Source organism: Pelobacter propionicus DSM 2379 (genome assembly GCF_000015045.1).
Taxonomy (GTDB): domain Bacteria; phylum Desulfobacterota; class Desulfuromonadia; order Geobacterales; family Pseudopelobacteraceae; genus Pseudopelobacter; species Pseudopelobacter propionicus.
The window spans coordinates 449,368-470,952 of record NC_008609.1; the positions used below are offsets into that span (position 1 = coordinate 449,368).

The window sequence follows — 21,585 nt, forward strand, 5'->3', positions numbered from 1 at the left end:
CGGTATGGGTGAAGAGAGCAGAAGGAAATATGAGTTCTCCTGGAGTCTTCTGGGGGACCTGGAACAGGGGCGTCCCAATCTTGGCTTGCACACCCGGCTGGAGGTGTATCGCCTGATGCAGTTCAGCTTCCGCGATGTCTTGGAACAACGCTTCGGCCCGGAAGAGACAGACCGCATATTTTACGATGCGGGCTACCTGGCCGGCAGGGAGTTTCATAGCCACCTGATTGGTCCGCAGAGCGACCTGGGCGCGTTCGTCACCAAGCTGCAGGGGGTGCTGAGGGAGATGGGCATCGGCATCCTGCGCGTCGAGGAGAGCGAGCCGGAGAAAGGCTGCTTCGTTATCACCGTATCGGAAGACCTGGACTGCTCCGGCCTGCCCGAAACTGGGGTGCAGTATTGCACCTACGACGAGGGGTTCATAGCGGCCCTGCTGGAGGGCTTCTGTGGTAAAAAATTCGTGGTCAAGGAGGTGGATTGCTGGTGCACCGGTGATCGCACCTGCCGCTTCAGGGCCGAGGCGGATGTCCCATGAGCGATTCGACCTGCCGCATACTGGAACAGTTGGCCAAGGGACGTGTGCCGGAGGCCATTCCCGACGATGCCGTCTGCGCCGATGAACTGCGGCGGTTGGCCGAGTATCTTGCGGCTGTACAATGCTTCACCGTTGCGCTGGGCAACGGTGATCTGAGCACGTCGCTCACGGGCTTCGGCGGCCCGGTCGCCGGAGGGCTGAAGTCGCTCCAGGCCAGCCTGCGTCATCTCACCTGGCAGACGCGGCAGGTTGCGGCGGGAGACTTCAGCCAGCGGGTTGATTTCATGGGCGAGTTCGCGGCAAGTTTCAACGCCATGGTTGTCAGTCTGGCCGAGGCGCGCCGGGACATGGAGCGCATGAATGCCAGGTTACAGGAAGAACTGGCCCAGCAGCTGGCCATGGCGGAGGCGTTGCGGGAAAACCAGGAGTGCTTCAGGCTGATCACCGAAAATGTCAACGTGGTTATCTGGATCATGGATGCTACCACGCTGCGCTTCACCTATGTGGGGCCCTATATCACCAGGCTCCGCGGACTGAGTGTTGAGGAGGCGCTGGCCGAGACGTTTGAGGAATCCCTGGCCCCTGATTCACGGGTGCGGGTCATGGAGAAGATGGCGCAGAACATGGAACGCTTTCGCCAGACCGCTGATGTTTCCGTCTTCTTCGACAGCATCGAGGTGGAACAGCTTTGCAGGGATGGTCGTTGTGTTCACGTTGAGATGGTGATCTCAGCCATTACGGATAAAGCGGGAAAACTGAAAGATTTCGTAGGAGTCTCCCGTGACATTTCGACACGCAAGGCTGTCGAGCAAGAGCTTACCTATCTGAGCAACCACGACTCGTTAACCGGACTCTATAACCGGGCATTCTTCGATGCCGAGCTGGAACGGGCGACCCATTCCCGGGACTTTCCCCTGAGCATTATCGCAGCTGACCTGGACGGCCTGAAAACGGTCAACGACACCCTGGGCCACGCCATGGGCGACCGGCTGATCAAGGGGGCTGCCGCTGTCCTGCTGATGGCATTCCGGGATGATGACATTATCTCCCGTACGGGGGGCGACGAATTCGTGGTTCTGCTCCCCTGCATGGGGACCGAGGCCGCGACCGTCCTGCTGGGCCGCATCAGGGCCTGCGAGGAGAGCTACAACGCCACCGAGGAAGGTCCGGCGGTGAGGATGTCGCTGGGAGTGGCAACGGCGCTGAACAGTGGTGAGGTTGCCCAGGCGCTGGCGGATGCCGATGCCCGCATGTATGCCGACAAGGCGTTGCGAAAGCAGAAGAGGGGATAATGCTTGCGTAAGGGGTCTGGCCCGCACCATTCACGGTGCGGGCCAGACGATGGGGTATGACGGGGAACTGCAGCTGGTGTTACAGGGTGCGACCGGACTGGTTCTCGGCCCGGCGGCTGCGGTACTCCACCACCGGCTGACGGGCAGGCTCACGTGAGGTGCGGCCTGGGGATGACTTGGCAGCGTTGTTCCAGGGTTTGCCCTGTGCTCCCGACGCCTTTCCCTTGAAACCGGTCTTTCCGTAGCGTCCGCCGCCGGGAGATTTTCTCTTCCCCGGTGCTCCCCCGCCGGACACACGCCGCAGTACCGACAGCGGCGCAAGCCCTTCGATGTTCTGCTCAGGCAGCTTCTTGCCGATGAAGCGCTCGATGCGCTCCAGATAACTCAGCTCCGACGGAGATACGAAGGAGATGGCGATGCCGGAAGCTCCGGCCCGTCCGGTGCGGCCGATGCGGTGGACGTAATCCTCGGCAAAGCGGGGCAGGTCGAAGTTGATCACGTGGCTGATGCCGTTTACGTCCAGTCCACGGGCAGCCACGTCGGTGGCCACCAGCAGGCGGATGGCGCCCTTGCGCATGCGCTCGATTGTCTTGTTGCGGGCGAACTGATTCATGTCGCCGTGCAGCGGCGCAGCCGGGTGCCCCTCGCGGCTCAGTTCGCGGGCCAGTTCATCGGCATCGCGTTTGGTGGCCGAGAAGATGATCGCCCTGGTCAGGCCCTTGTCGCTGACCAGATGGCGCAACAGCTCCTTTTTGTGGCCCAGGTTGTCGGCCACGTGCAGGCGCTGCTCGATCAGTTCGTGGGATGATGTGCGCACTGCCAACTCGATCCGTTGCGGGTTGCGCAGCATTTTTTCCGCCAGCTTGAGAACGGTGGTACCCATGGTGGCGGTGAACATCAGGGTCTGGCGTTCTTGGGGAGCGGCGGAAACAATCTTTTCCATGTCTTCGCTGAAGCCCATGTCCAGCATGCGGTCGGCCTCGTCCAGCACCAGCATCTCCAGGCGGTTGAGGGCTATGCTTCCCCGCTCCAGGTGGTCCAGCAGACGTCCCGGCGTGGCGACGATCAGGTCCACCGGCGCGGAGAGCAGGCGCAACTGCTCCCGGTAGGGCATGCCCCCCAGGATGGAGCCGCAGCGCAGACGTGCTCCACGTCCGTAGCTGCGGGCTGCGTCAATGCACTGGCCGGCCAGTTCGCGGGTGGGGGTCAGAACGAGTACCCGCGGCCCCTTGCCGGGGACAGAGGAAGGGGTGCTGAGCCGCTGCAGCGCCGGCAGTACAAAGGCGGCGGTCTTGCCGGTGCCGGTCTGGGCCGTGGCGATCAGGTCGCTGCCGGTCATGACCACCGGAATGGCCTGCTGCTGGATCGGGGTCGGGGTGGTGTAGCCGCAGGCGGTCACCGCCTTGAGGATGGCAGGGGTGAGGTTGAGCTCTTCAAACGTCATGCATGTTCCTTCTGTGTGGGTGGTGTCATTGCGAAAGCGCACGCGGGCCGTGGGATCAACCGGATGATCCGCAGGACAGGGACGGCAGTGCCGCGTGTGCAAGGCTGTGCAACACCGGATGACATTTGAGGCGCTATGCCGTGAATGCCGGGACTCCGGTGAACAATCTTCGCCTGCCAAACGTACTGCCAAGTTCAATAAAAGAGGGATTGAATCAGGGGATCGGTAAGCGATGATACGGGAAGAGCAACGGACACCGTGCCGTTGCTCTGTGTGACAGTCCACTTGGTAAGATAGAGGCGTTTGCCGGCAAACGCAAGCATTTCTTTTGCAAAGCCTGACTTTTCTGCCGGGATGTGGCTGTTTATGGCCGGATTGGGCGTAATTGGCGGATAAAATAACTGTTGTGCTTTGTGCCCGAAACCCGTAAAGTTCGAGGCGGTTTATGCCGCTCTTCTCCATTGCGGAGCGGACTTATGGCTGTATGACGAAAGGAAATCATAGGTATGGCTATGGATGCGGTCGGCGTCATCGGAGGGAGCGGGCTGTACGAGATGGAAGGGCTTGAGGATGTGGCGCGGGTCAGGCTGGAGACCCCCTTTGGCGCCCCCTCCGACGAATATGTGACCGGTATGCTGGGCGGTGTGCCCATGGTGTTTCTGCCGCGCCATGGTCGCGGACACCGTCTGCTCCCCTCGGAAGTCAACTATTGCGCCAACATCCATGGCATGAAGCAGCTGGGGGTGGGACGGATCATCTCGGTTTCTGCCGTGGGCAGCCTGAAGGAATCCATCGAACCGGGGCACATCGTTATTCCGGACCAGTTCGTTGATCGCACCAAGGGGGTGCGCCGGGACAGCTTTTTCGGCGACGGGTTGGTGGCTCATGCCGGTTTTGCCGATCCGGTCTGCCACGAGCTCTCGGTCCTGCTGTACCGGGCGGCGCTCACCGCCGGCGCCACCGTCCACAGGGGCGGGACCTACGTCTGCATGGAGGGGCCGGCCTTCTCCACCCGTGCCGAGTCGTTCATGTATCGCTCCCTTGATGCGTCGGTGATCGGCATGACCAACCTGACCGAAGCCAAGCTGGCCAGGGAGGCCGAGATCTGCTACGGCATCATCGCCCTGTCCACCGATTACGACTGCTGGCACGAGACCCACGACGACGTGACGGTGGAGGCGATCCTGGAGATCATTCGCCGCAACGTGGCCATGGCCAAGAGCATCATCCGTCAGGCCGTGACGGAGATCCGCGCCGTGAGGAACTGTGCCTGCGCAACCGCCATGCAGTACGCCGTACTGACCGACAGAAGCGTCATACCGGCGGAGACGAGGCGCAAGCTTGACCTGATCGTCGGCAAGTATCTGTAGTACCTAATCACCTGACAGGAGAGGAGTATTCATGGGCATCGTTGTCGTCGGTACCGTGGCTTTTGACACGGTGGAAACCCCCTTTGGCAGGGGAGAGCATGTGCTGGGCGGGTCTGCTACCTATTTTTCCACCGCAGCCAGTTTTTTCAGCGATGTCTCGCTGGTGGCGGTGGTGGGCGAGGATTTTCCCGAGGAGCATGTGAGTTTTCTCCAGTCGCGCTCCATCGATACCGCCGGTCTGCAGCGCATTCCGGGCAAGACATTCCAGTGGAGCGGGAAGTACGGCTATGACCTGAACGAAGCCCAGACCCTGGACACCCAGTTGAACGTGCTGATGGAGTTCCGTCCCGATCTGCCCGAAAGCTACCGCGACGCTGAGTACCTCTTCCTGGCCAATATCGATCCCGAGTTGCAGATGCAGGTGCTGGAGCAGGTGCGTTCCCCCCGGCTAGTGGCCTGCGATACCATGAACTTCTGGATATCCTCCAAGCCCGAGGCGCTGACGGAGGTGCTGCGCAAGGTGGATATCGTGGTCATCAACGAGGCAGAGGCGCGTCAGTTCACCTCGGAGGCAAACCTGGTCAAGGCGGCCCGCGCCATCATCTCCCTGGGGTGCAAACGTCTGGTAGTCAAGCGCGGAGAGTACGGCGTGCTGATGTTTACCGCCGATTCGGTTTTTGCCGCCCCGGCCTACCCCCTGGAGGAAGTTTTCGACCCCACCGGCGCTGGCGACACCTTTGCCGGCGGCTTCATGGGGTACCTGGCCAATACCGGTGACCTGAGCGATGCCGGAATCCGCCAGGCGATCGTTTTCGGAAGCGTGATGGCGTCGTTCAACGTGGAGGACTTCAGTCTTGAGCGCATGAAGCGCCTGGAGTTTTGCGAGATCGAATCCCGCTTCAAGAGTTTCAAGGCATTAACCAGCTTCCGCGACATCGCGTCCCTGTAGCCCTAACTCCTGTGGTTCATTGACAATGAAGGCTGGATTTGATAGCGTTCGCCCGTTACGCAGAGAGGGTACTTCAACCAGATCGGCCCAGTATGAGATTACGTCTCCGCCATATTACGCTCCTGCTTGTTGCTCTCTTTGCCGTGGCCGGGTGCGTCAGCACTCGTAACCCCTGGCAAACCGAGAGTAACCTCGGCTCCTATCACTACCAGATGGGATTGTCCTATCTGGGGGAGCGCAACTACACCGGCGCGCTGGTGGAGTTGACCGAAGCGGCTAAACTCGAACCGGACAATCCCGAGGTGCTCTACAACCTGGGAATCGCCTACATGGGAAAACGGCGACCCGATCTCGCCGAACCCCGCTTTCTCAGGGCGATCACCCTCAAGCCGAACTATTCCACGGCACGCAATGACCTGGGGGTGGCCTACCTGGAGCTCAAGCGCTGGGACAACGCCATTCAGCAGTTCAAGATCGTCAAGGATGATCTCTTTTTCGAATTCACCGAAAACGCGGCCATAAACTTGGCACTGGCCTATCTGGGCAAGGGTGATTATCCCCGCTCCCTGGCTGAATTGAACGCCATTCTGCGCGGCAATCCCCGCAGGCTTGAGGCCCGCCTTTCCCTGGGACGGGTCTATTTCGCCATGGATCGCCCCGAGCAGGCCATTGCCGAATATCAGCGGGTGATAGATATCTACCAGGACTATGGAGATGCCCACTACCACCTGGGGCTGGCCTATCTGAAAGTGCAGAATATTCCCGCGGCACGAAACGCCTTCCGTGAAGTCATCCGTATCAAGCCGAACACTGAGTTGGGGCGTTCGGCCATGGGGTACCTGGAACTGCTGAAGTAAGTGAGGCTTGCGTGTCCGACAGAGAGACCAACAACGCCGATCACGGTGCAAGTACACCCGGAACGATCCTCAGGAGATGCCGCGAATTCCGCGGCGCTTCCATCCAGGACGCTGCGGGAGCGACCAAGATTGCCGAGCATCATCTCAGGGCGCTGGAACAGGACCGCTTCACCGAGTTTGCCAACCCGGCATATCTGAAAGGTTTTTTGCGCATCTATTCCGACTATCTGGGCCTCAGTCCGGACGACATGATCCGTTTGTGCGAGCGGCAGCATGTGCCGCCAGGAGAGGGCGGCGACGGCCGGCCGGAGAAAAAACGGTCGTTCAGGAGCGTGAGACGTTCCTTTCCCTGGAAGAAGCTGTTTCTGCCGGCCGTTCTGCTGCTGATGATGATCGTCACTTCGGTCCTCCTCGACCATTCCCCTCTTCCCCGGCGTCATCTTCCTCGTCCCCTGCCTCTGCCGACTGCCGTTCCCGTGGCGGCGATCCAGCCGGCGCTCTCCAGTTCGGCAACCGTTGCGCTTACCGAGGAGGCAGAACCGGTGGTCGAAGCCGAACAACCCCAGAGTCATGACGAGGCTCAGGCAGAGAAGGGTGCTCACCCCGATGCGGCGGCTGAAGTCTCCCGGGGCGTAGTGGTGCGCCTGAGGGTCATTCATAACGCTTCCCTGGCCGTTACCATGGACGGCACCACATCCCAGCACTACGAGCTGACCAGTGGCGATACCTTTGAGTGGAAAGCCGACCGGACCATTGCCCTGGAGCTGTCCAACGCCGGCAGCGCGGTCGTTGAGTTGAACGGCAGATCACTCGGTTCCCTGGGCGCGAACGGTGCCCCGGTATACGTGCTGCTGGACGCCAACGGCATCAGGCAGCAGTAGGCATCAGCTGCTCTCCATGGCGGGGCGTAAAGCGATGTGCTCGCCGCCCCCCTGAAGTTCCCCTGTGCCCCCTCTCCGCTCTCATGCCCCGGTTTATCAAAAATAGGCAGTAAAATCATACGTGTTAAGATCTGTAAAAATTGGCGGGTGGTCTTGACAGCTGCCGGCCAGGTGCTAGACTCGTATCCATAGTCTAATGTGGGGGAGTGCGTCGTGGCAGAACAGAAGAAACGCATACTGGTCGTTGATGATGAGGAAAACGCCCGTATTGCCTTGTCGAAGATTCTTACCCGGGAGGGGTACGAAGTGGCATCAGCTGGCAACGGCCAGGAGGCGCTTACCTATCTGCGCGCCAGGGACGTGGAACTGGTCATCACCGATATCAACATGCCGGAGATGAACGGCATGGCATTTCTGCGCGAACTGAACAAGATCCGTCCTGCCAGCAATGTCATCATGATCACCGCTTACGGCGAGGTTGAATCCTATATCGAGGCCATGAATCTGGGCGCCTTTGAATACATTAACAAGCCGGTCAAGATCGATGAGCTTAAAAGAATCATCGCCAAGGTTTTCAAGAAGGGCTGATTGTTTTCACAAGGAGGTGCATGATGAAACCGTTCGAACGGATCTTGATCGCCATCGATTTTTCGGAGAATTCCACCTATGCCTTTGACTGCGCCCTGATGCTTGCTAGGCAGTTCAATGCCCGGCTTACGGTCATGCACGTGATCAACGAGCCGATCGACCTGCGCGGTTTCTATGTGCCGCACATCTCCTTCGAGCAACTTGAAAAGGAGATCGAGGCGGGCGCGGCCGAGATGATGGAGACATTCTGCCGGGAAAAATTGAGCGATTACAAAAATTTCGAGACCAGTGTCGTTACCGGCATTCCCTACGAAGAGATCATCCGCAAGGCACAGGAAATCGACGCCTCCCTGATCGTTGTCGGCACCCACGGCCGTACCGGCCTTGACCGTATCATTTTCGGCAGTACCGCAGCACGTGTCGTACGCAGTTCTCCCCATCCTGTGCTCAGTATCCGCCTGCCGGCGGAATCCAGCTAGCCCGACCATGCGCCGTACTGAGCGGCCATGGCTCCCCATGGACCAGATCATGTCTCCCGAAACCAAAGCAGCCATCGTTGTCATTGATGGCGATGGCACTGCTGGCGAGAGGATTGCAGCGATCCTCTCGCGCCAGCGCTATCGCGTGTACGTCGCCGGATCCGTCACTGAGGGGATCGGGCTGATCGGCGATAGCAGGGCTGAGCTTGCCCTGATCGATTGCCAGGCCGTCGACGCCGAGTTGTGCACGGTTCTGGGGGAGATCGGATCTCGTTTCCCCTCCACCTACCTGATCGTTTCCTCCCCCCGATGCCAGCTGAAGAGAGCGGCCCAGCTGGCAGGGGAGTTGAGCGTGGAGTGGTTCTCCAAGCCGATCACCAGCGCTGATCTTATTGGGCGCCTGGACTCATTACTGCGTATCCGTGAGCTGGAATTGGGCAACAGGAGGCTCCAACTCGAACAGGAGCTGCTGCTGCTCCAGCTGGAAACCTGCCAGCAGGACTTCCACCAGCTGATCAGGGAAAAGACCGAGTCGCTGCAGAAGGCTCATTCCGAGATTGCCCAGACTGAAAAGCTGGCCGCCATGGGGTACCTGGCCGCCGGTATGGCCCACGATATCCGCAACCCGCTCAATTCCATATCGCTCTTCACCCAGCTCATGCGCCAGAACAGCATCGACCCGGATCAGGAAGAATACTTGGGCAAGATCATCAAGGAGATTGAGAGAATCGATGCCATCATCCGCAAGCTGCTGAATATGTCCTCGCGTTCGCGTAACGTTACGTCGGATGTGCGCATCGATCGGGTCATCGATACCGCCCTGGAGGTCTTCGCCCCGCAGATCGAGACCGGAAAAATCCGTCTGGAGCGACGCTATGAGCTGACTCCACCCCCCATCAAGGCGGATGCGGCCGAACTGGAGCAAGTATTCACCAACCTGTTCCTGAACGCCCTGGACGAGATGCCCGGTGGCGGGCGCCTGGGAGTTGGCATCGCCGTGGAAGAGGATATGGTTGTGGTCAGGGTTGAGGATAGCGGCAAGGGCATACCTGAGCATGCCCTGCCCAGGATCTTCGACCCGTTTTTTACCACCAAGCCCCGCGGTACCGGCGTTGGACTGCCGGTGGTCAAGCGCATCGCCCGCCTGTGCGGCGGGAGCGTCAGGGTTGAGCGCTCCAGTCGGGAGGGGACCGTTGTCCGGCTGGAATTTCCGGTATGCAGGGAGGAGGCGCTTCGTTCAAGCTGATTCCCCTTTCCCGTGGTTTTCCTCATCTGGCCGCTTTCCCACCCTTCCGCGTATCCCTGCCCTCGGTGCTCTCCGTTGTCCCTGATGGCGGTTTTGCGCCGAAAGGGGAGTAGCCGTCTTCAGGGCGTCATTCAATCGTTTCTTTTCCCTCGCAGCTGTTGTAGTATCGTCCCATTTCCGCCGACGGAAATGCCATGAACGAAACGCGCAAAAAAATACTGATCATCGACGATGAGCCCTTTTTCCTCAAGCTGCTTGGCGATGCCTTCTCAGAGAGAGGCTTCACGGTACTTACGGCCAATGACGGCAGGGAAGGGGTGAGGACGTTTCTTGAACAATCGCCCGACGCAGTCCTGTCCGATCTGGTCATGCCCCGCATGGGCGGGGTATCGACCTGCATGGAGATCAGCCGGCTGGCGGGTGATTCCTCGCCGGTGATTGCCATGCTCACCTCCATGTTCAAGGAAGAGCCCCATGAACATGAACCCCCCGAGATGGGGGCCAGGGTGCATATCCCCAAATCGATGGCTCCCCAGGATATCGTCATCCTCGTGGAACAGCTCCTGAAGAGGGATGCACGCCAGCCGGACTGACCAATGCCGTTTATCTTTCGTAATCTCAGCATATCTCCCCAGGATGATGAAAACTGCCTTCCCCTGCTGGTGGCCGGCCAACTGGGGTTGCCCCCCGCGTTGTTGCGGGATTTGCGTATCGTCCGCAAGGGGATCGATGCCCGCAAGAAGCCGCGGGTAAAACTGGTGTACACCATTTCGTTCATGGTTGCCGATGAGCGCTCCTTGCGTTCACGCATCGCCGACGCCACGGCGCCCCATGGGCTGGAGTGGGTGCCGGAAGTGGAGCCTGCCCGGTTTCCCTCACTGCGCAGCAGTGAGAGGATCGTCATAGTGGGCAGCGGTCCGGCCGGTCTGTTCGCCGCATTGCGTCTAACCGAGTACGGGTTGAACGCCACGCTCATTGAGCGGGGGCAGCCGGTGGAGCAGCGGGCGCGGGACGTACAGCAGTTCTGGAGAAACGGGATACTCAACCCAGAGAGCAATGTGCAGTTCGGCGAAGGGGGGGCGGGAACCTTTTCCGATGGCAAGCTGACGAGCCGTTCCCGGGATGCGCTGGTGCCCTGGGTTCTGGAGCGGCTGGTGGATTTCGGCGCCCAGCCCGAGGTCCGCTACCTGGCCAAGCCGCACATCGGCACCGACCGCCTGCGCCATGTGGTTGCCAACCTGCGCGCCCATCTGCTGGAGCGGGGGACTAGGGTCTGTTTCGGCAGCCGCCTCAGTGACCTGATCGTGCGCGATGGCCGCTGCCGTGCCATCGTGGTCAACGACTGCGAGGAGCTGGCATGCGACCGGCTGATCCTGGCCACCGGCCACAGCGCCCGGGATACCTATGAACTGCTGCATCGCCGCGGGGTGCCGATGGAGCGCAAGGCCTTCGCCATGGGGCTGCGCGTGGAGCACCCCCAGGCACTGATCGATGCTATCCAGTACGGCGGCACGCGCCACCCGAATCTGCCCCCGGCCGACTACGCCCTGGCCTGGAACAACCGCGGCAGTGGTCGCAGCGCCTATTCCTTCTGCATGTGTCCCGGCGGCGTGGTGGTGGCGGGGGCTTCGGAGCAGGGGGGAGTGGTCACCAATGGCATGAGCGGTCAACTGCGCAATTCTCCCTTTGCCAATAGCGCGCTGGTGGTCAATGTGACCCCGGACGATTTCGGCGGCCCGGGGCCGCTGGCGGGCATCCATTTCCAGCGTCACTGGGAGCGCAAGGCCTTCAGCGCTGGGGGGGGCGGCTTTCGCGCCCCGGCCCAGGGGGTGCTTTCGTTTATGGGGCTCCCCGGCCAAAGGGCGCTCTCCAGCAGCTATCGCCCCGGCATCGTCGAGTCCGAACTGGACCAGGTCCTGCCCCCCCTTGTGATCTCCACGTTGCGGGAGGGTCTTGTCGACTTCAACCGGCGCATGCGCGGCTTCATCTGCGCCGAGGCTGTCCTGGTCGGCATCGAATCGCGCACTTCCGCACCGGTACGGATAGTGCGGGACGAACGCTTCGAATCCATCGGTATCGGCAGGCTCTATCCGGCCGGCGAAGGAGCCGGTTACGCCGGCGGAATCATGAGTTCGGCCATTGACGGCGTCAGGATCGCCGATACCATCGCGGCCAGTCTGGATGGTCGGGCGTGAAAAGATGATGGGCAGAGAGTAACTTTCATCCGGCAGCTGGGGTCTTCCAGCTGCCGAATCCATGTATAAGGAGCATCAGGTGACACGACAGTATGTTGCGGATATAAAGGACCGGGATCCGGTCAAGGGAGTCTTTCTGGTCAAGGAAAAGATCATGGCCATGGCCAAGAACGGCAAACCGTATATGAATCTGCGGTTCATGGACAAGAGCGGTGAGGTGGACGCCAAACTGTGGGACAACACGGACGTTCTGGACAAGCTCTTCGACAAGAATGACTTTGTCAGGGTGCGTGGCAAAGCCTCGGTCTATATGAACAAAATGCAGGTCGTGGTGGCCGAGATCAGTAGGGTCCCGGATGAGGAGGTCAACCTGGCCGACTTCCTGCCCGAATCGCCCCGCAGCATCGGAGAGATGCGCCAGGAACTGCGCGACGTGGTCGGCGCTCTTGACAATTCCCACCTGAAGGGGCTGATGGAGGCATTTCTGGCCGACGAGCCGCTGATGGATCAGTACTGCAAAGCCCCGGCAGCCAAGGGGATGCACCATGTCTACCTGGGAGGGTTGCTGGAGCATTCACTGGCGCTGGTCAGGCTGATCAGGGCCATCGTACCGTTGTACGAGGGGATCAACGAGGACCTGCTGGTGGTGGGTGCCCTGCTGCACGATGTTGGCAAGATCCAGGAGATGAGTTACGAGCGTGCCTTCGACTATACCGATGCCGGCAAGTTGCTGGGGCATATCACCATCGGCGTGGAACTGGTGGAAGACAAAATCCGTCAGGTGGATGGTTTTCCACGGGAACTGTCGCTCTTGCTGAAACATATGCTGCTCTCACATCATGGCCAGTATGAATTCGGCTCACCCAAGCGCCCCAAGACCGTTGAAGCCACCATCCTGAACTACCTGGATGATATGGATTCCAAGATCAACGGAATCCGCACCCATATCGCCAAGGAGACCGCCAGCAGTTCCCGCTGGACCGCCCATCACCGGCTGTACGACCGCTATTTCTTCAAGGTGAACGGTCTGGACGGGGAGGAGGAACCTGTCTGCGCCCGCGAGGAGGGTTGCCAGGTGGTACCGCTGGAAGAGCTTCCCCCGCCGGCGGTGCAGCGGCCCGTTCCCCGCAGGGAGAAACAGGTGTTCAGCAACCAGCCTCTGCGCAAGTTGGAAAATTTGAACTTGTTCGGCAACGGGTCCAACGAAGAATAGAATCTTCCTGGCCCGGTGAAATGCACAAACGCCCCTCCGGATCGATTCCGGAGGGGCGTTTGTGCGAGAGGAATGCTTCAGCCGGCCGTTATTTGCCGTTGCAGGTGAAGTTTGCCTCGATGCGGCGGTTCTGCTTCCTGCCGTCGGCGGTCTTGTTGCTGGCTACCGGTTTGGTGAGGCCATGGCCCTTGGCGCTGATGCGTTCCGGAGCGACATTGAAGGTCTTGATGAGATAGCTGCGTACGCTGTTGGCGCGGCGCTGGGAGAGCTTCATGTTGTATGCCTTGCCGCCCACGTTGTCGGTGTGGCCTTCGATGGCTCCCTTGGCGGTGGGGAATTCGGCCAGGAAGTCGGCAACCCTTTTCAGCTCGTCATTGTACTGTGGCTTGATGTTGGACTTGTTGGTGTCGAATTCGATGTTGAGAACCGTGGGGCTGCAGAGCTTGACCGGGCAACCGGTCTTGTCCACGGTGGTGCCTTCCGGGGTGCCGGGGCACTTGTCATAGGAGTCATAGACGCCGTCTTTGTCGGAATCCAGCGGACAACCTTTGGTGTCGACCTTCACGCCTTCCGGCGTTCCGGGGCAGTTATCCTGATAGTCATAGACGCCGTCCCTGTCGGAATCCAGGGGGCAGCCCTTTGCGTCGACCTTCACGCCCTGGGGAGTTCCGGGACAGTTGTCAGCGGTATCGAACACGCCGTCGCCATCGCTGTCAGATGGGGCAACCGGTGCCACCACCGGTTCGGGCGCCGGTTCAGCCACGGGAGCGGCTTCCGTCTTTCCGCCAAAGGGAAAGTGGAGGCCCATGGTGTATTCAACCGCGTGCTGGGTCTCGCTTGCCTGGCGATAGATCAGGTGGCGCACATCGCCGCGCAGGGCGACCTTGTCGTTCAGGAAATACTTGGCGCCCAAGCCGTAGTCGCCCACGCCTTTGACATCTGAGCTCTCTCCGGCCGGAACGGCCCCCTTGAAGGTATGGGCGGCATAGCCGGCGGCGAAGTAGGGGACGAATTTGTTGTCGGGGAAGAAGTGGTAGAGCAGCTCGCCGCCCATGCGGTAGTAGTCGGTGTTTTTGCCATTGGTGAGCTTGCTGCCGTTACTGGTCGGCTCGGTGTTGGAGTAGTCGAACAGGGCCTCGATGCCCAACGCCTTGGTGAAGTTGTACCCGGCACGGATGCCGTAGACCGGCGCGGTCTCCAGGTGCTGACCGCCTCCGAACGTGATTCCACCGATTACGGGTGAGAGCGAGAATGCGCCTTCTCTATTTTCGGCGGATGCGGCTGTTGCCAGAGCTATCAGGGAGCCTGCCACCAGCAACGAGATTCTTGCTGTCTTTTTCATGTTGTTGAACCTTCTTTTGGGTTTGTACTACGATTAAGCAATCTCCATCTTAAAATTCTTAGCACACTCTTTTGTCTTCATGCAATACAAAAGTCCCCGGCGCCGCTTCTGGATCGTGGTATGGGTCAAGCATAACACTTCAGTTTTCAAGCACAAGTTTTCAGGTTTCTTTTTTCGTGACAGTGCTATGGCTCGCCATGAAAGCTTGCCTTTTGGCATTTGTTTGCAGTACTGTTTTCGCCAGTGACGAACATGGCTGGAATGGAGGGGTAAGTGATGAGGGAGTCGTACTTCAGGGCGCGCAGGATTAGGGGAAATGAAACCATGCGGCGGATGGTCCGCGAGACCAGCCTGTCGGTCGATGATCTGGTTTACCCGCTGTTTTCAGCCTTCGGCAGCGGCATCATGAAGGAGATCTCCTCCATGCCGGGCATCTACCAGCAGTCCATCGAGCATCTGGTGGAGGAGTGCAGGGAGGTGCAGGGACTGGGTATCCCGGCCGTGCTGTTGTTCGGTATTCCAGAGAGTAAGGATGGGGTGGGGAGCGACGCCTATTCGGACAGCGGCATCATCCAGGAAACGATTCGCGCCATCAAGCGTGAAGTGCCTGGTCTGACGGTCATCACCGATGTCTGTCTCTGCGAATACACCGATCACGGTCATTGCGGCGTGATCGAGGATGGCGACGTGGACAATGACGCGACCCTGGAACTGCTGGCGAAGGAGGCGCTCTCCCATGTCAGGGCCGGGGCCGACATGGTGGCGCCGTCGGACATGATGGACGGCCGTGTGGCGGCAATACGCGAAGCACTGGACAATAGCGGCTTTAGCTCGGTTCCGGTCATGAGCTATGCGGTCAAATATGCCTCCGGGTACTACGGACCCTTCCGCGAGGCTGCCGAGTCAACACCCCAGTTCGGCGACCGCCGCAGCTACCAGATGGATCCTGCCAACCGCAGGGAGGCTTTGCGCGAGGCTTCCGCCGACATCGACGAGGGAGCCGACATCATCATGGTCAAGCCCGGACTCCCCTATCTGGATATCCTGCGCGACCTACGCAACAGCTGCAACCTGCCGCTGGCGGTCTACAACGTGTCGGGCGAATACAGCATGGTCAAGGCCGCTGCGGCAAACGGATGGATCGACGAGGAGCGGGTTGTGCTGGAGACCATGCTCGGCTTCAAGCGCGCCGGCGCCGATATCATCATCACCTATCATGCCAAGGATGTGGCTCGCTGGCTTGGGCGGAACTAGGCGGCCTATTCCCCCAGGCGTTCCGCCATTTCCTTCTTGTGCTGCCTGATCGCCCCGCCGCCGCCCGTTGACGGCACCAGGCTTTCTGGTGATTTCTCCGGCATCCTGGGAAGCCTGAACGAGCGCTTCTTTTCCTCTGGCTTGGGGGTCGCCGCGGTCTCTCCCACCGAGGAGGCAGCGGCCACTGCCGGCCGAACTGCGCCGACTCTCTTGCGCGTGATCCTGGCCTTGTGCCGTTTGGTTTTGGGGAAGGTCCGCTTCAGGTTGACCTCGTACGGCTCGAAGCTGGTCAGGGTGTCGCGGGTCGCCAGCACATACACCTTGCCGTCGGAACGCCAGACCCGCTTGGCCTGGATCACTCCGCCATCCTTCAGGTACAGCTTTGCCCCTAACGCCGGTGTCGCCAGCACGGTTGCAATTAGTGCTGCGCACAGTATCTGTTTCATATTCCCCTCCTGATATCGTGTAACAGTCTTGTATACCGCCACTGTAAAGCTTTTCAACGGCTAAACGCCGGATTTTGATGCATTCCCGAAGTAACGGTGCCTGGTCGGTAGGTCACCAGATGTACTCCCGGGCAATGGGCCGTTTGTCCCTGCCGGCCAGGATATGCATGATGCGTATCTGTTTCAGCTTGAGGGGCGATAGAGAGCCCAGCGGGATGAAGACGATGGTGCGGTCCATGCGGGCCGCCAGTTGCCTGAAGATGCTGCGAGGAGGCCGGGCCGCCACGTAGATCACATGGCGCTCCAGGGAGTAGTCCAGTGCCGCCATCAGCAGCAGTTCCGCACGGGTAGTGGCTGTGCAATACTCCGGATCATGCCACACATCCAGCATGCGCCGTGGCGGATAGGAGAGCATGAAGCCGCCGTATTCGCAGCGGCAGATGCCCGGGCCGACCACGTTCTCCGTCGGGTCGGTGGCATAGAAGGCCATGTCAGATTCCTGCTCGTGCTCCCCCAGCCAGGTCATGCGATAGGGGTAGCCCTTGCCATGGCGGTCCTCGTTGAAGATCACCACCAGGGAGCCGACCCCGCCCCTGATCCGTCGCTGTTCCCTGACGTAGATACCCCCCTCGTGCAGGTTGCGCATGGTTTCCCGCAGGTCGATGCCGTCCAGAAGCGAGGTGCTGAATTTTTCGCTGCGGCTCTGCTCCTGGGAGAGCTGCAGGCACCCCTTGTGCTTGAGGAAACGGCCGTACTCCTCCAGGGCCAGATCTTCCGGCGGGTAGGAGCAGATGGACGGATCGTCGAACCCTTCCAGCCATTCGCCGGGCCGGCGCTCCCGTTTGCGCTTGAGAAAGCCGAACGACGAGAGCCCCTTGCGCCGTTTCTGACGTGGACGGAAGCGGATCCGGCGCACATCGCCCCACAAATCCTCGGGAGAGATGCGGATGGTGGCCAGGTCACTGGTTTCTGACTGCCAGGGGTAGTGGGTGGCCAGGCGGCAGAGTGCATGGGCGAAGTTGTCATCAACGCAACCGCGCCCGGCTGCCAGGATCTGGAACAGGTCCGGCATCAACTGGCCACCGGCCAGGGCCTGATTGCGCGCAAAGCGGAAGAAGGCCCGCTTCTGCCAGAGGGAGACGCTTTCGCCGGTTTCCTGGCGATAGTGGCGGCCAGCCTCGCAGAAGAGCTGGTAGATGATGCGCTGCCGGTCCGGAAACAGCCCCTTCTGTCCCAGGTGGCGGGCGCTGCGCTGGATGGCGTTGCCCAGGAGCTGTTCTTCGGAAAGCTCCTGCCTGCCGCCGTTGATCAGCTCCAGGGCATGGAAGCGTTTGCGCAGCCCGGAGCCGCTCTCCCGCGGCTCCTCGGGGAGTGGTCCGCGGCGCTGTTCGTAGACCGCCGAGAGGAAGGGGAATTCCGCCAAGATCTCCCGGCAGGAATCGGGATGCAGGTTCCAGAGACTGACCCCCTCCCGCCGGATGCGCTCCAGGGGCGCTGCCAAGGGTGTGGAGAAGAGTTGCCGGATCCGTTCAAGATGGGCCATGCCGCAGATGAGGAGGATTCGTTCGTACCGTTCGGCCAGTTGCTTCAGGCGGAAGGCCATCCCCTGTTCCCGGCGCAGGTCTTCTTTGCAGTGGGGGAACTCGGCTGAAACCTTCAGATATTCACGATAGTAGGTCTTGAGGCCGATGCGGCAGATGCTGTAGGAATCGGGGAGCCGCTCCTGGTGGCGGGGGTAGACGTCCGTATCCACATCGATGAAGTGCAGCGGAATATCCCGCTCCAGTGCCATCCGGCCCGCCTCCACCAGCGGGTCAGCAGGCTCCAGCAGCAGGTAGGCAGTTTCTCCCTGTGCCTTGCCTATCTTCGGGTCGATCCGGTAGCTGATCACCGAAACCTGCGGCAGGCGCCGTACTCCCCGCAGGAAAGGCTCTTCCAGGGTGGGGGGCAGTTCCACCGCCACCGCCTGGGGTCTGACCTGCTCGAAGGCCATGCGCACCAGGTGCGCGAACTCCATGCGGTAGTGCAACACCGGCAGGGCGTGAACGGGACCGAAGCGTTCCAGGTAGAGACGCCGAGGCATGGTCAGGGAAGGTAGGTCAGCGCTTCGCTCCCCAGGATGCGTTCCACGGAGAGTTGCAAAAGCTCCTGGGCTGGAGTGCCGCTCGTGGCGGAGACCTTCAGGGCGTAGCGAGCGATGTTGATGCCGTCCCTGACCGAGTAGAGCTCATCCGCACCGTGGGCGCGCTGCAGGAACTGCACCACATAGCCGAGAATGGCGTTGTCGGCAAAGGGGAGGTTCTCCTTCAGGATCACCAGTTCCTCGTCCGCCTCGGGGAAGTCGATGTAGATCTGGGGCTGCAGCCGGGAGTGGATGTACTCCGGGATCTCGAAGGTGGAGGAGTCCTCGTTCATGGTGACCACGATGCGGAACTCACGTTGTGCCGGGATGCGCAGACCGGTCACGATGGACTCCACATAGCGGCGGTCATCCAAAAGGGGCGCCAGGGAGGCTCATGCTTTCTCGCTCATGCGGTTTCCCTCGTCCAGGATCAGCACCCCGCCGGTGAGCATGGCCGACACCAGCGATGAGGCCGCGTACTGGATTTTGCCATCCGGCCCGATCACCGGTGTGACGATCAGGTCCTCGGGCCGTGTATCCATGGTGGCCTGGAACAGGTACACGGGCCTCTTCAGCCGTTTGGCAGCGGCATAGGCCAGGGTGGTCTTGCCCACCCCCGGCTTGCCCACCAGGCGCGGGTTGAAGGGGATGTCACGATCGTCGATCACCATCCAGGCCGCCAGGAGCTGCTGCAGCAGCTCCTCCTGGCCGACCCATTTCAGATCCAGTTCCACCGGCCCGGCCAGGGCCAGGGTGATGCCGTCAAGGGTTAGCTGTTTCATGTCTCTGATTCTCTCCCGCTCTTCACTCTGAGCTATGTGAAGGCTGCCACCTGGGCCTGGTAGGCCGTGACCGCTACGAAGCGCACGGCAAAATCCCGCTCGCACCTGGTACAGGCCGTGAAGAACGGCTTGCCGTTCTTCCCCTTCTCCAGTGGCAGCTGGTTTTTGTGGTTGCAGTAGGGACAGGCGGCGACAACCATGCTCTGGGCGTCCGGTTTGGCGGCGCTTTTCGGGATGGCTGACCTTGGCCTGGTCTTCTTTGCCGCGGCTGGCTGCGTGGCCAGCGTTTGCCGGGCTTGTGCCTCTGCTGGCGCTGTTTCTGGTTGCGTCGCCTGGATCGTGGCTGGTTTTTCCATGTGTGTGCGCTCCCTTCTGGTAACTGTGGTTCGGGGCAGGCAGGCGTCCTCCTCGGGGGGGAGCGCGGGAGTCGGCGGCTGTATCCCCCGCATGGCCTTCTTCCAGACCGTCGGCAGGGACGATTTGGAGTAGTGCAGCGGCCTGCTCCCCTTCATCCTGGCGGCGCCTCCCTCGACCACGTAAAACCTGTCCCGGTATGAAACCAGCAGTTGCTGGCCGATTTCGGCCACCTTCACTCCCGATGAAATCTTGTTGTCCAGCCAGAACGTGACCGCCTCGGTCATCTCTCTTCCTTTCCTGTCCGTTGTACCATGGCTATGTGTACCCTTTTTTCGCCAGAAAGACCACCAGAAGGTGGTCTGGTGTCTGTCAGGCTACAGCAGCTCGTCCCGCAATCGCTGCATGCGCTGCATCCCGGCGTACAGGCCGTCAAGCGCCAGCAGCTCGGCGGGACTCCCCTGCTCGGCGATCCGTCCATCCTTCAGAACCAGAATCCGGTGGCAGTCCCTGAATACCGACAGGCGGTGGGAGACGATCAGCACGGTGCGGTCGCCGTAGAAGCCGCGCAGCTCATTCAGGACCTCCTCCTCGCGCCCGGCATCCACCGCCGAGAGCGGGTCGTCCAACAGCAGGATTCGCGGCCCCGGCAGCAGCGCCCTGGCAATGGAGAGCCGCTGTTTCTGACCGCCGGAGAGTGATACCCCTTTTTCCCCCACCAACGTCTCCAGGCCGTCACGGAAGCTGTTCACGTCATCCGTGAAGCCGGCCCGGCGGGCGGCATTGCTTACATCGACCCACTGGTCTTCCACTCCATAGGCGATGTTCTCCCGGATGCTGCGGGAGAAGAGGAAAGCCTCCTGGGGCACGTAGCCGATCAGGGAACGCAGGCTGGCCAGGGTGATATGGTTGATATCCTTTCCATCGATGAGGATCATGCCGTCATCCACCGGCAGCAGGCGCGGGATCAGCCGCAGCAGGGACGACTTGCCGCAGCCAACCTCGCCGGTGATGCCGATCCGCTCGCCCGCGGCGATATGGCAGGAGATGTCGTCCAGTAGTTTGCCGTTGTCATAGCCGAAGGTGAGCCCGCGCAACTCGATCCCCTGACGCACCCCCTCCTGGGAAACCGCATCCGCCGCATCCGCAACCGCCGGTTCGGCGGTCAGTATGGCATTCAGTCGCGACATGGATGAGGCCCCCCGCTGCATCATGGTCAGGATCCAGCCCATGATGGCCGTAGGCCAGACCAGCATGGTCAGATAGCCGCTGAAGGCGACGAAATCCCCCAGGGTAATTGTCCCGGCTATCACCAGGCGCCCTCCCAGAAATAGGACGATCAGGGTTCCGGCGCCGGTGGCAACCGCCATCACCGGGATGATCAGGCCGCGCAGGCGCCCCATGACCAGATTGTGCTCCAGGTATCTACCGGCGATCTCCTGGAACAGGGCCTGGAAATGCTCCTCACGGCAGTAGGACTTGACCAGCCGAATTGCGGAGATCGATTCTTCGGCCAGGCTGGACAGTCTGGCCAGCTCCTCCTGGGCAGCCAGGGAACGCCTGAACATGTGCTGGCTGACCTTCTTAACCAAGAGCACCATCAGGGGAAAGGGTACGACGGCGCAGAGGGTCAACCAGGGGTGGATGCGCCACATCATCGTCACTGCGGCGCCATAGAGGATCAGGGTATTCATGGCGCTCATGGCGCCGAAGCCTGTTAGCATGCGCACGTTGGTCAGGTCGTTGGCAAAGCGGGAGATGATGTCGCCGGTCCTGCTGCCGGAGAAGAAGGGGAGGTCCAGCAGCAGCAGGCGTTGGAAGAGCTCTTCGCGGATACGGTATTCGATGATGCGGGCCGCGTTGAGAATCAGGGTCCGAGAGTAGATGCGGGTGACGCAGTGCGCCACGGCCAGGGCAACGATGAGCAGGGCGCAGGTAGTGGCGGAAAGACGGGCGCTGGCCGGACGCTGCAGCGCCTCCACAGCCAGCTTCATATACCAGGGGATCAGCAGGGCCAGGGCATTGGTTGCCAGGAGGAGCAGTGCTCCGCCGGTGTAGCGCCGGCCGAGCGAGCGGATATGGGGGATGAGTCTGGAAAGATCTTTGATGGTGGTTGCTTTCCCGGGGTTTGGTCTTGGTTCGCATCCAGTGGGGCCGATCCGAAAAAACGCTGCAACCCGGACGGGCGCCATGTGCGGACGGGAACGAGTCTACATGTTTTCCCAGCTCTGTTCAA

At 60.8% G+C, this 21,585-nt stretch carries 19 protein-coding genes and 1 pseudogene; 13 read left to right on the forward strand and 7 right to left on the reverse strand.

From position 1 onward, the window contains the following. The first annotated feature begins 4 nt into the window (after nt 1–4). Nucleotides 5–535 (forward strand): V4R domain-containing protein, encoded by a 531-nt coding sequence (locus tag PPRO_RS02090; RefSeq protein WP_011734375.1) that lies wholly within the window; start codon nt 5–7, stop codon nt 533–535. Next, nucleotides 532–1,827, forward strand: a complete 1,296-nt coding sequence (locus PPRO_RS19245; protein ID WP_011734376.1) for a sensor domain-containing diguanylate cyclase — start codon at nt 532–534, stop codon at nt 1,825–1,827. The genes PPRO_RS02090 and PPRO_RS19245 overlap by 4 nt, the downstream gene beginning before the upstream one ends. Before the next feature lie 79 nt (nt 1,828–1,906). Here the strand turns inward: PPRO_RS19245 and PPRO_RS02100 are convergent, their stop codons facing one another. Next, nucleotides 1,907–3,271, reverse strand: coding sequence for a DEAD/DEAH box helicase (locus PPRO_RS02100; RefSeq protein ID WP_011734377.1), 1,365 nt, complete (start codon nt 3,269–3,271; stop codon nt 1,907–1,909). A gap of 506 nt (nt 3,272–3,777) precedes the next feature. Between PPRO_RS02100 and mtnP the strand changes: the two genes are divergently transcribed. From mtnP to PPRO_RS02150, 10 genes are all read left to right on the forward strand, one after another. Further along, nucleotides 3,778–4,641 (forward strand): S-methyl-5'-thioadenosine phosphorylase, encoded by an 864-nt coding sequence (gene mtnP / locus PPRO_RS02105; RefSeq protein ID WP_011734378.1) that lies wholly within the window; start codon nt 3,778–3,780, stop codon nt 4,639–4,641. Nucleotides 4,642–4,672: 31 nt separating this feature from the next. Continuing rightward, nucleotides 4,673–5,590 (forward strand): PfkB family carbohydrate kinase, encoded by a 918-nt coding sequence (locus PPRO_RS02110; RefSeq protein WP_011734379.1) that lies wholly within the window; start codon nt 4,673–4,675, stop codon nt 5,588–5,590. A 92-nt stretch (nt 5,591–5,682) separates the two neighbouring features. Further along, a complete protein-coding gene (locus PPRO_RS02115; RefSeq protein ID WP_011734380.1) occupies nt 5,683–6,447 on the forward strand; it encodes a tetratricopeptide repeat protein in 765 nt (254 codons plus the stop codon). 11 nt (nt 6,448–6,458) lie between these two features. After that, a complete protein-coding gene (locus PPRO_RS02120; RefSeq protein WP_011734381.1) occupies nt 6,459–7,328 on the forward strand; it encodes a RodZ domain-containing protein in 870 nt (289 codons plus the stop codon). A 213-nt stretch (nt 7,329–7,541) separates the two neighbouring features. Continuing rightward, complete coding sequence (locus PPRO_RS02125) at nt 7,542–7,916, forward strand: sigma-54-dependent transcriptional regulator (protein WP_011734382.1); 375 nt, start codon at nt 7,542–7,544, stop codon at nt 7,914–7,916. Between the two features lie 23 nt (nt 7,917–7,939). Continuing rightward, nucleotides 7,940–8,395: a universal stress protein gene (locus PPRO_RS02130; protein ID WP_011734383.1), complete on the forward strand. Its 456-nt coding sequence runs from the start codon at nt 7,940–7,942 to the stop codon at nt 8,393–8,395. A gap of 49 nt (nt 8,396–8,444) precedes the next feature. Further along, complete coding sequence (locus PPRO_RS02135) at nt 8,445–9,641, forward strand: sensor histidine kinase (protein ID WP_041532479.1); 1,197 nt, start codon at nt 8,445–8,447, stop codon at nt 9,639–9,641. Nucleotides 9,642–9,835: 194 nt separating this feature from the next. Next, the gene (locus tag PPRO_RS02140) at nt 9,836–10,234 is read left to right on the forward strand and encodes a response regulator (RefSeq protein ID WP_011734385.1); all 399 of its coding nucleotides are present in this window, start codon (nt 9,836–9,838) and stop codon (nt 10,232–10,234) included. Between the two features lie 3 nt (nt 10,235–10,237). Further along, entirely contained in the window at nt 10,238–11,836 is a 1,599-nt protein-coding gene (locus PPRO_RS02145; RefSeq protein ID WP_011734386.1) for an NAD(P)/FAD-dependent oxidoreductase, read from the forward strand. A gap of 79 nt (nt 11,837–11,915) precedes the next feature. Further along, nucleotides 11,916–13,049 (forward strand): 3'-5' exoribonuclease YhaM family protein, encoded by a 1,134-nt coding sequence (locus PPRO_RS02150; protein WP_011734387.1) that lies wholly within the window; start codon nt 11,916–11,918, stop codon nt 13,047–13,049. Between the two features lie 88 nt (nt 13,050–13,137). Here the strand turns inward: PPRO_RS02150 and PPRO_RS02155 are convergent, their stop codons facing one another. Continuing rightward, nucleotides 13,138–14,391, reverse strand: coding sequence for an outer membrane beta-barrel domain-containing protein (locus tag PPRO_RS02155; RefSeq protein WP_011734388.1), 1,254 nt, complete (start codon nt 14,389–14,391; stop codon nt 13,138–13,140). Between the two features lie 276 nt (nt 14,392–14,667). Between PPRO_RS02155 and hemB the strand changes: the two genes are divergently transcribed. Then, complete coding sequence (gene hemB, locus PPRO_RS02160) at nt 14,668–15,645, forward strand: porphobilinogen synthase (protein WP_011734389.1); 978 nt, start codon at nt 14,668–14,670, stop codon at nt 15,643–15,645. A 5-nt stretch (nt 15,646–15,650) separates the two neighbouring features. On the opposite strand, the gene PPRO_RS02165 is transcribed toward hemB, so the two are convergent. The 5 genes and pseudogenes from PPRO_RS02165 to PPRO_RS02185 all read right to left on the reverse strand — a co-directional run bounded on the left by PPRO_RS02165 (nt 15,651) and on the right by PPRO_RS02185 (nt 21,541). Continuing rightward, nucleotides 15,651–16,091: a hypothetical protein gene (locus tag PPRO_RS02165; RefSeq protein WP_011734390.1), complete on the reverse strand. Its 441-nt coding sequence runs from the start codon at nt 16,089–16,091 to the stop codon at nt 15,651–15,653. A gap of 112 nt (nt 16,092–16,203) precedes the next feature. Continuing rightward, nucleotides 16,204–18,174, reverse strand: a complete 1,971-nt coding sequence (locus PPRO_RS02170; protein ID WP_011734391.1) for a TraB/GumN family protein — start codon at nt 18,172–18,174, stop codon at nt 16,204–16,206. 2 nt (nt 18,175–18,176) lie between these two features. Further along, nucleotides 18,177–18,995 (reverse strand): annotated as a pseudogene (locus tag PPRO_RS21795) (AAA family ATPase). Nucleotides 18,996–19,027: 32 nt separating this feature from the next. Then, entirely contained in the window at nt 19,028–19,636 is a 609-nt protein-coding gene (locus PPRO_RS02180) for a hypothetical protein (RefSeq protein WP_011734392.1), read from the reverse strand. Between the two features lie 90 nt (nt 19,637–19,726). Continuing rightward, complete coding sequence (locus tag PPRO_RS02185) at nt 19,727–21,541, reverse strand: ABC transporter ATP-binding protein (protein ID WP_011734393.1); 1,815 nt, start codon at nt 21,539–21,541, stop codon at nt 19,727–19,729. Nucleotides 21,542–21,585 lie beyond the last annotated feature (44 nt).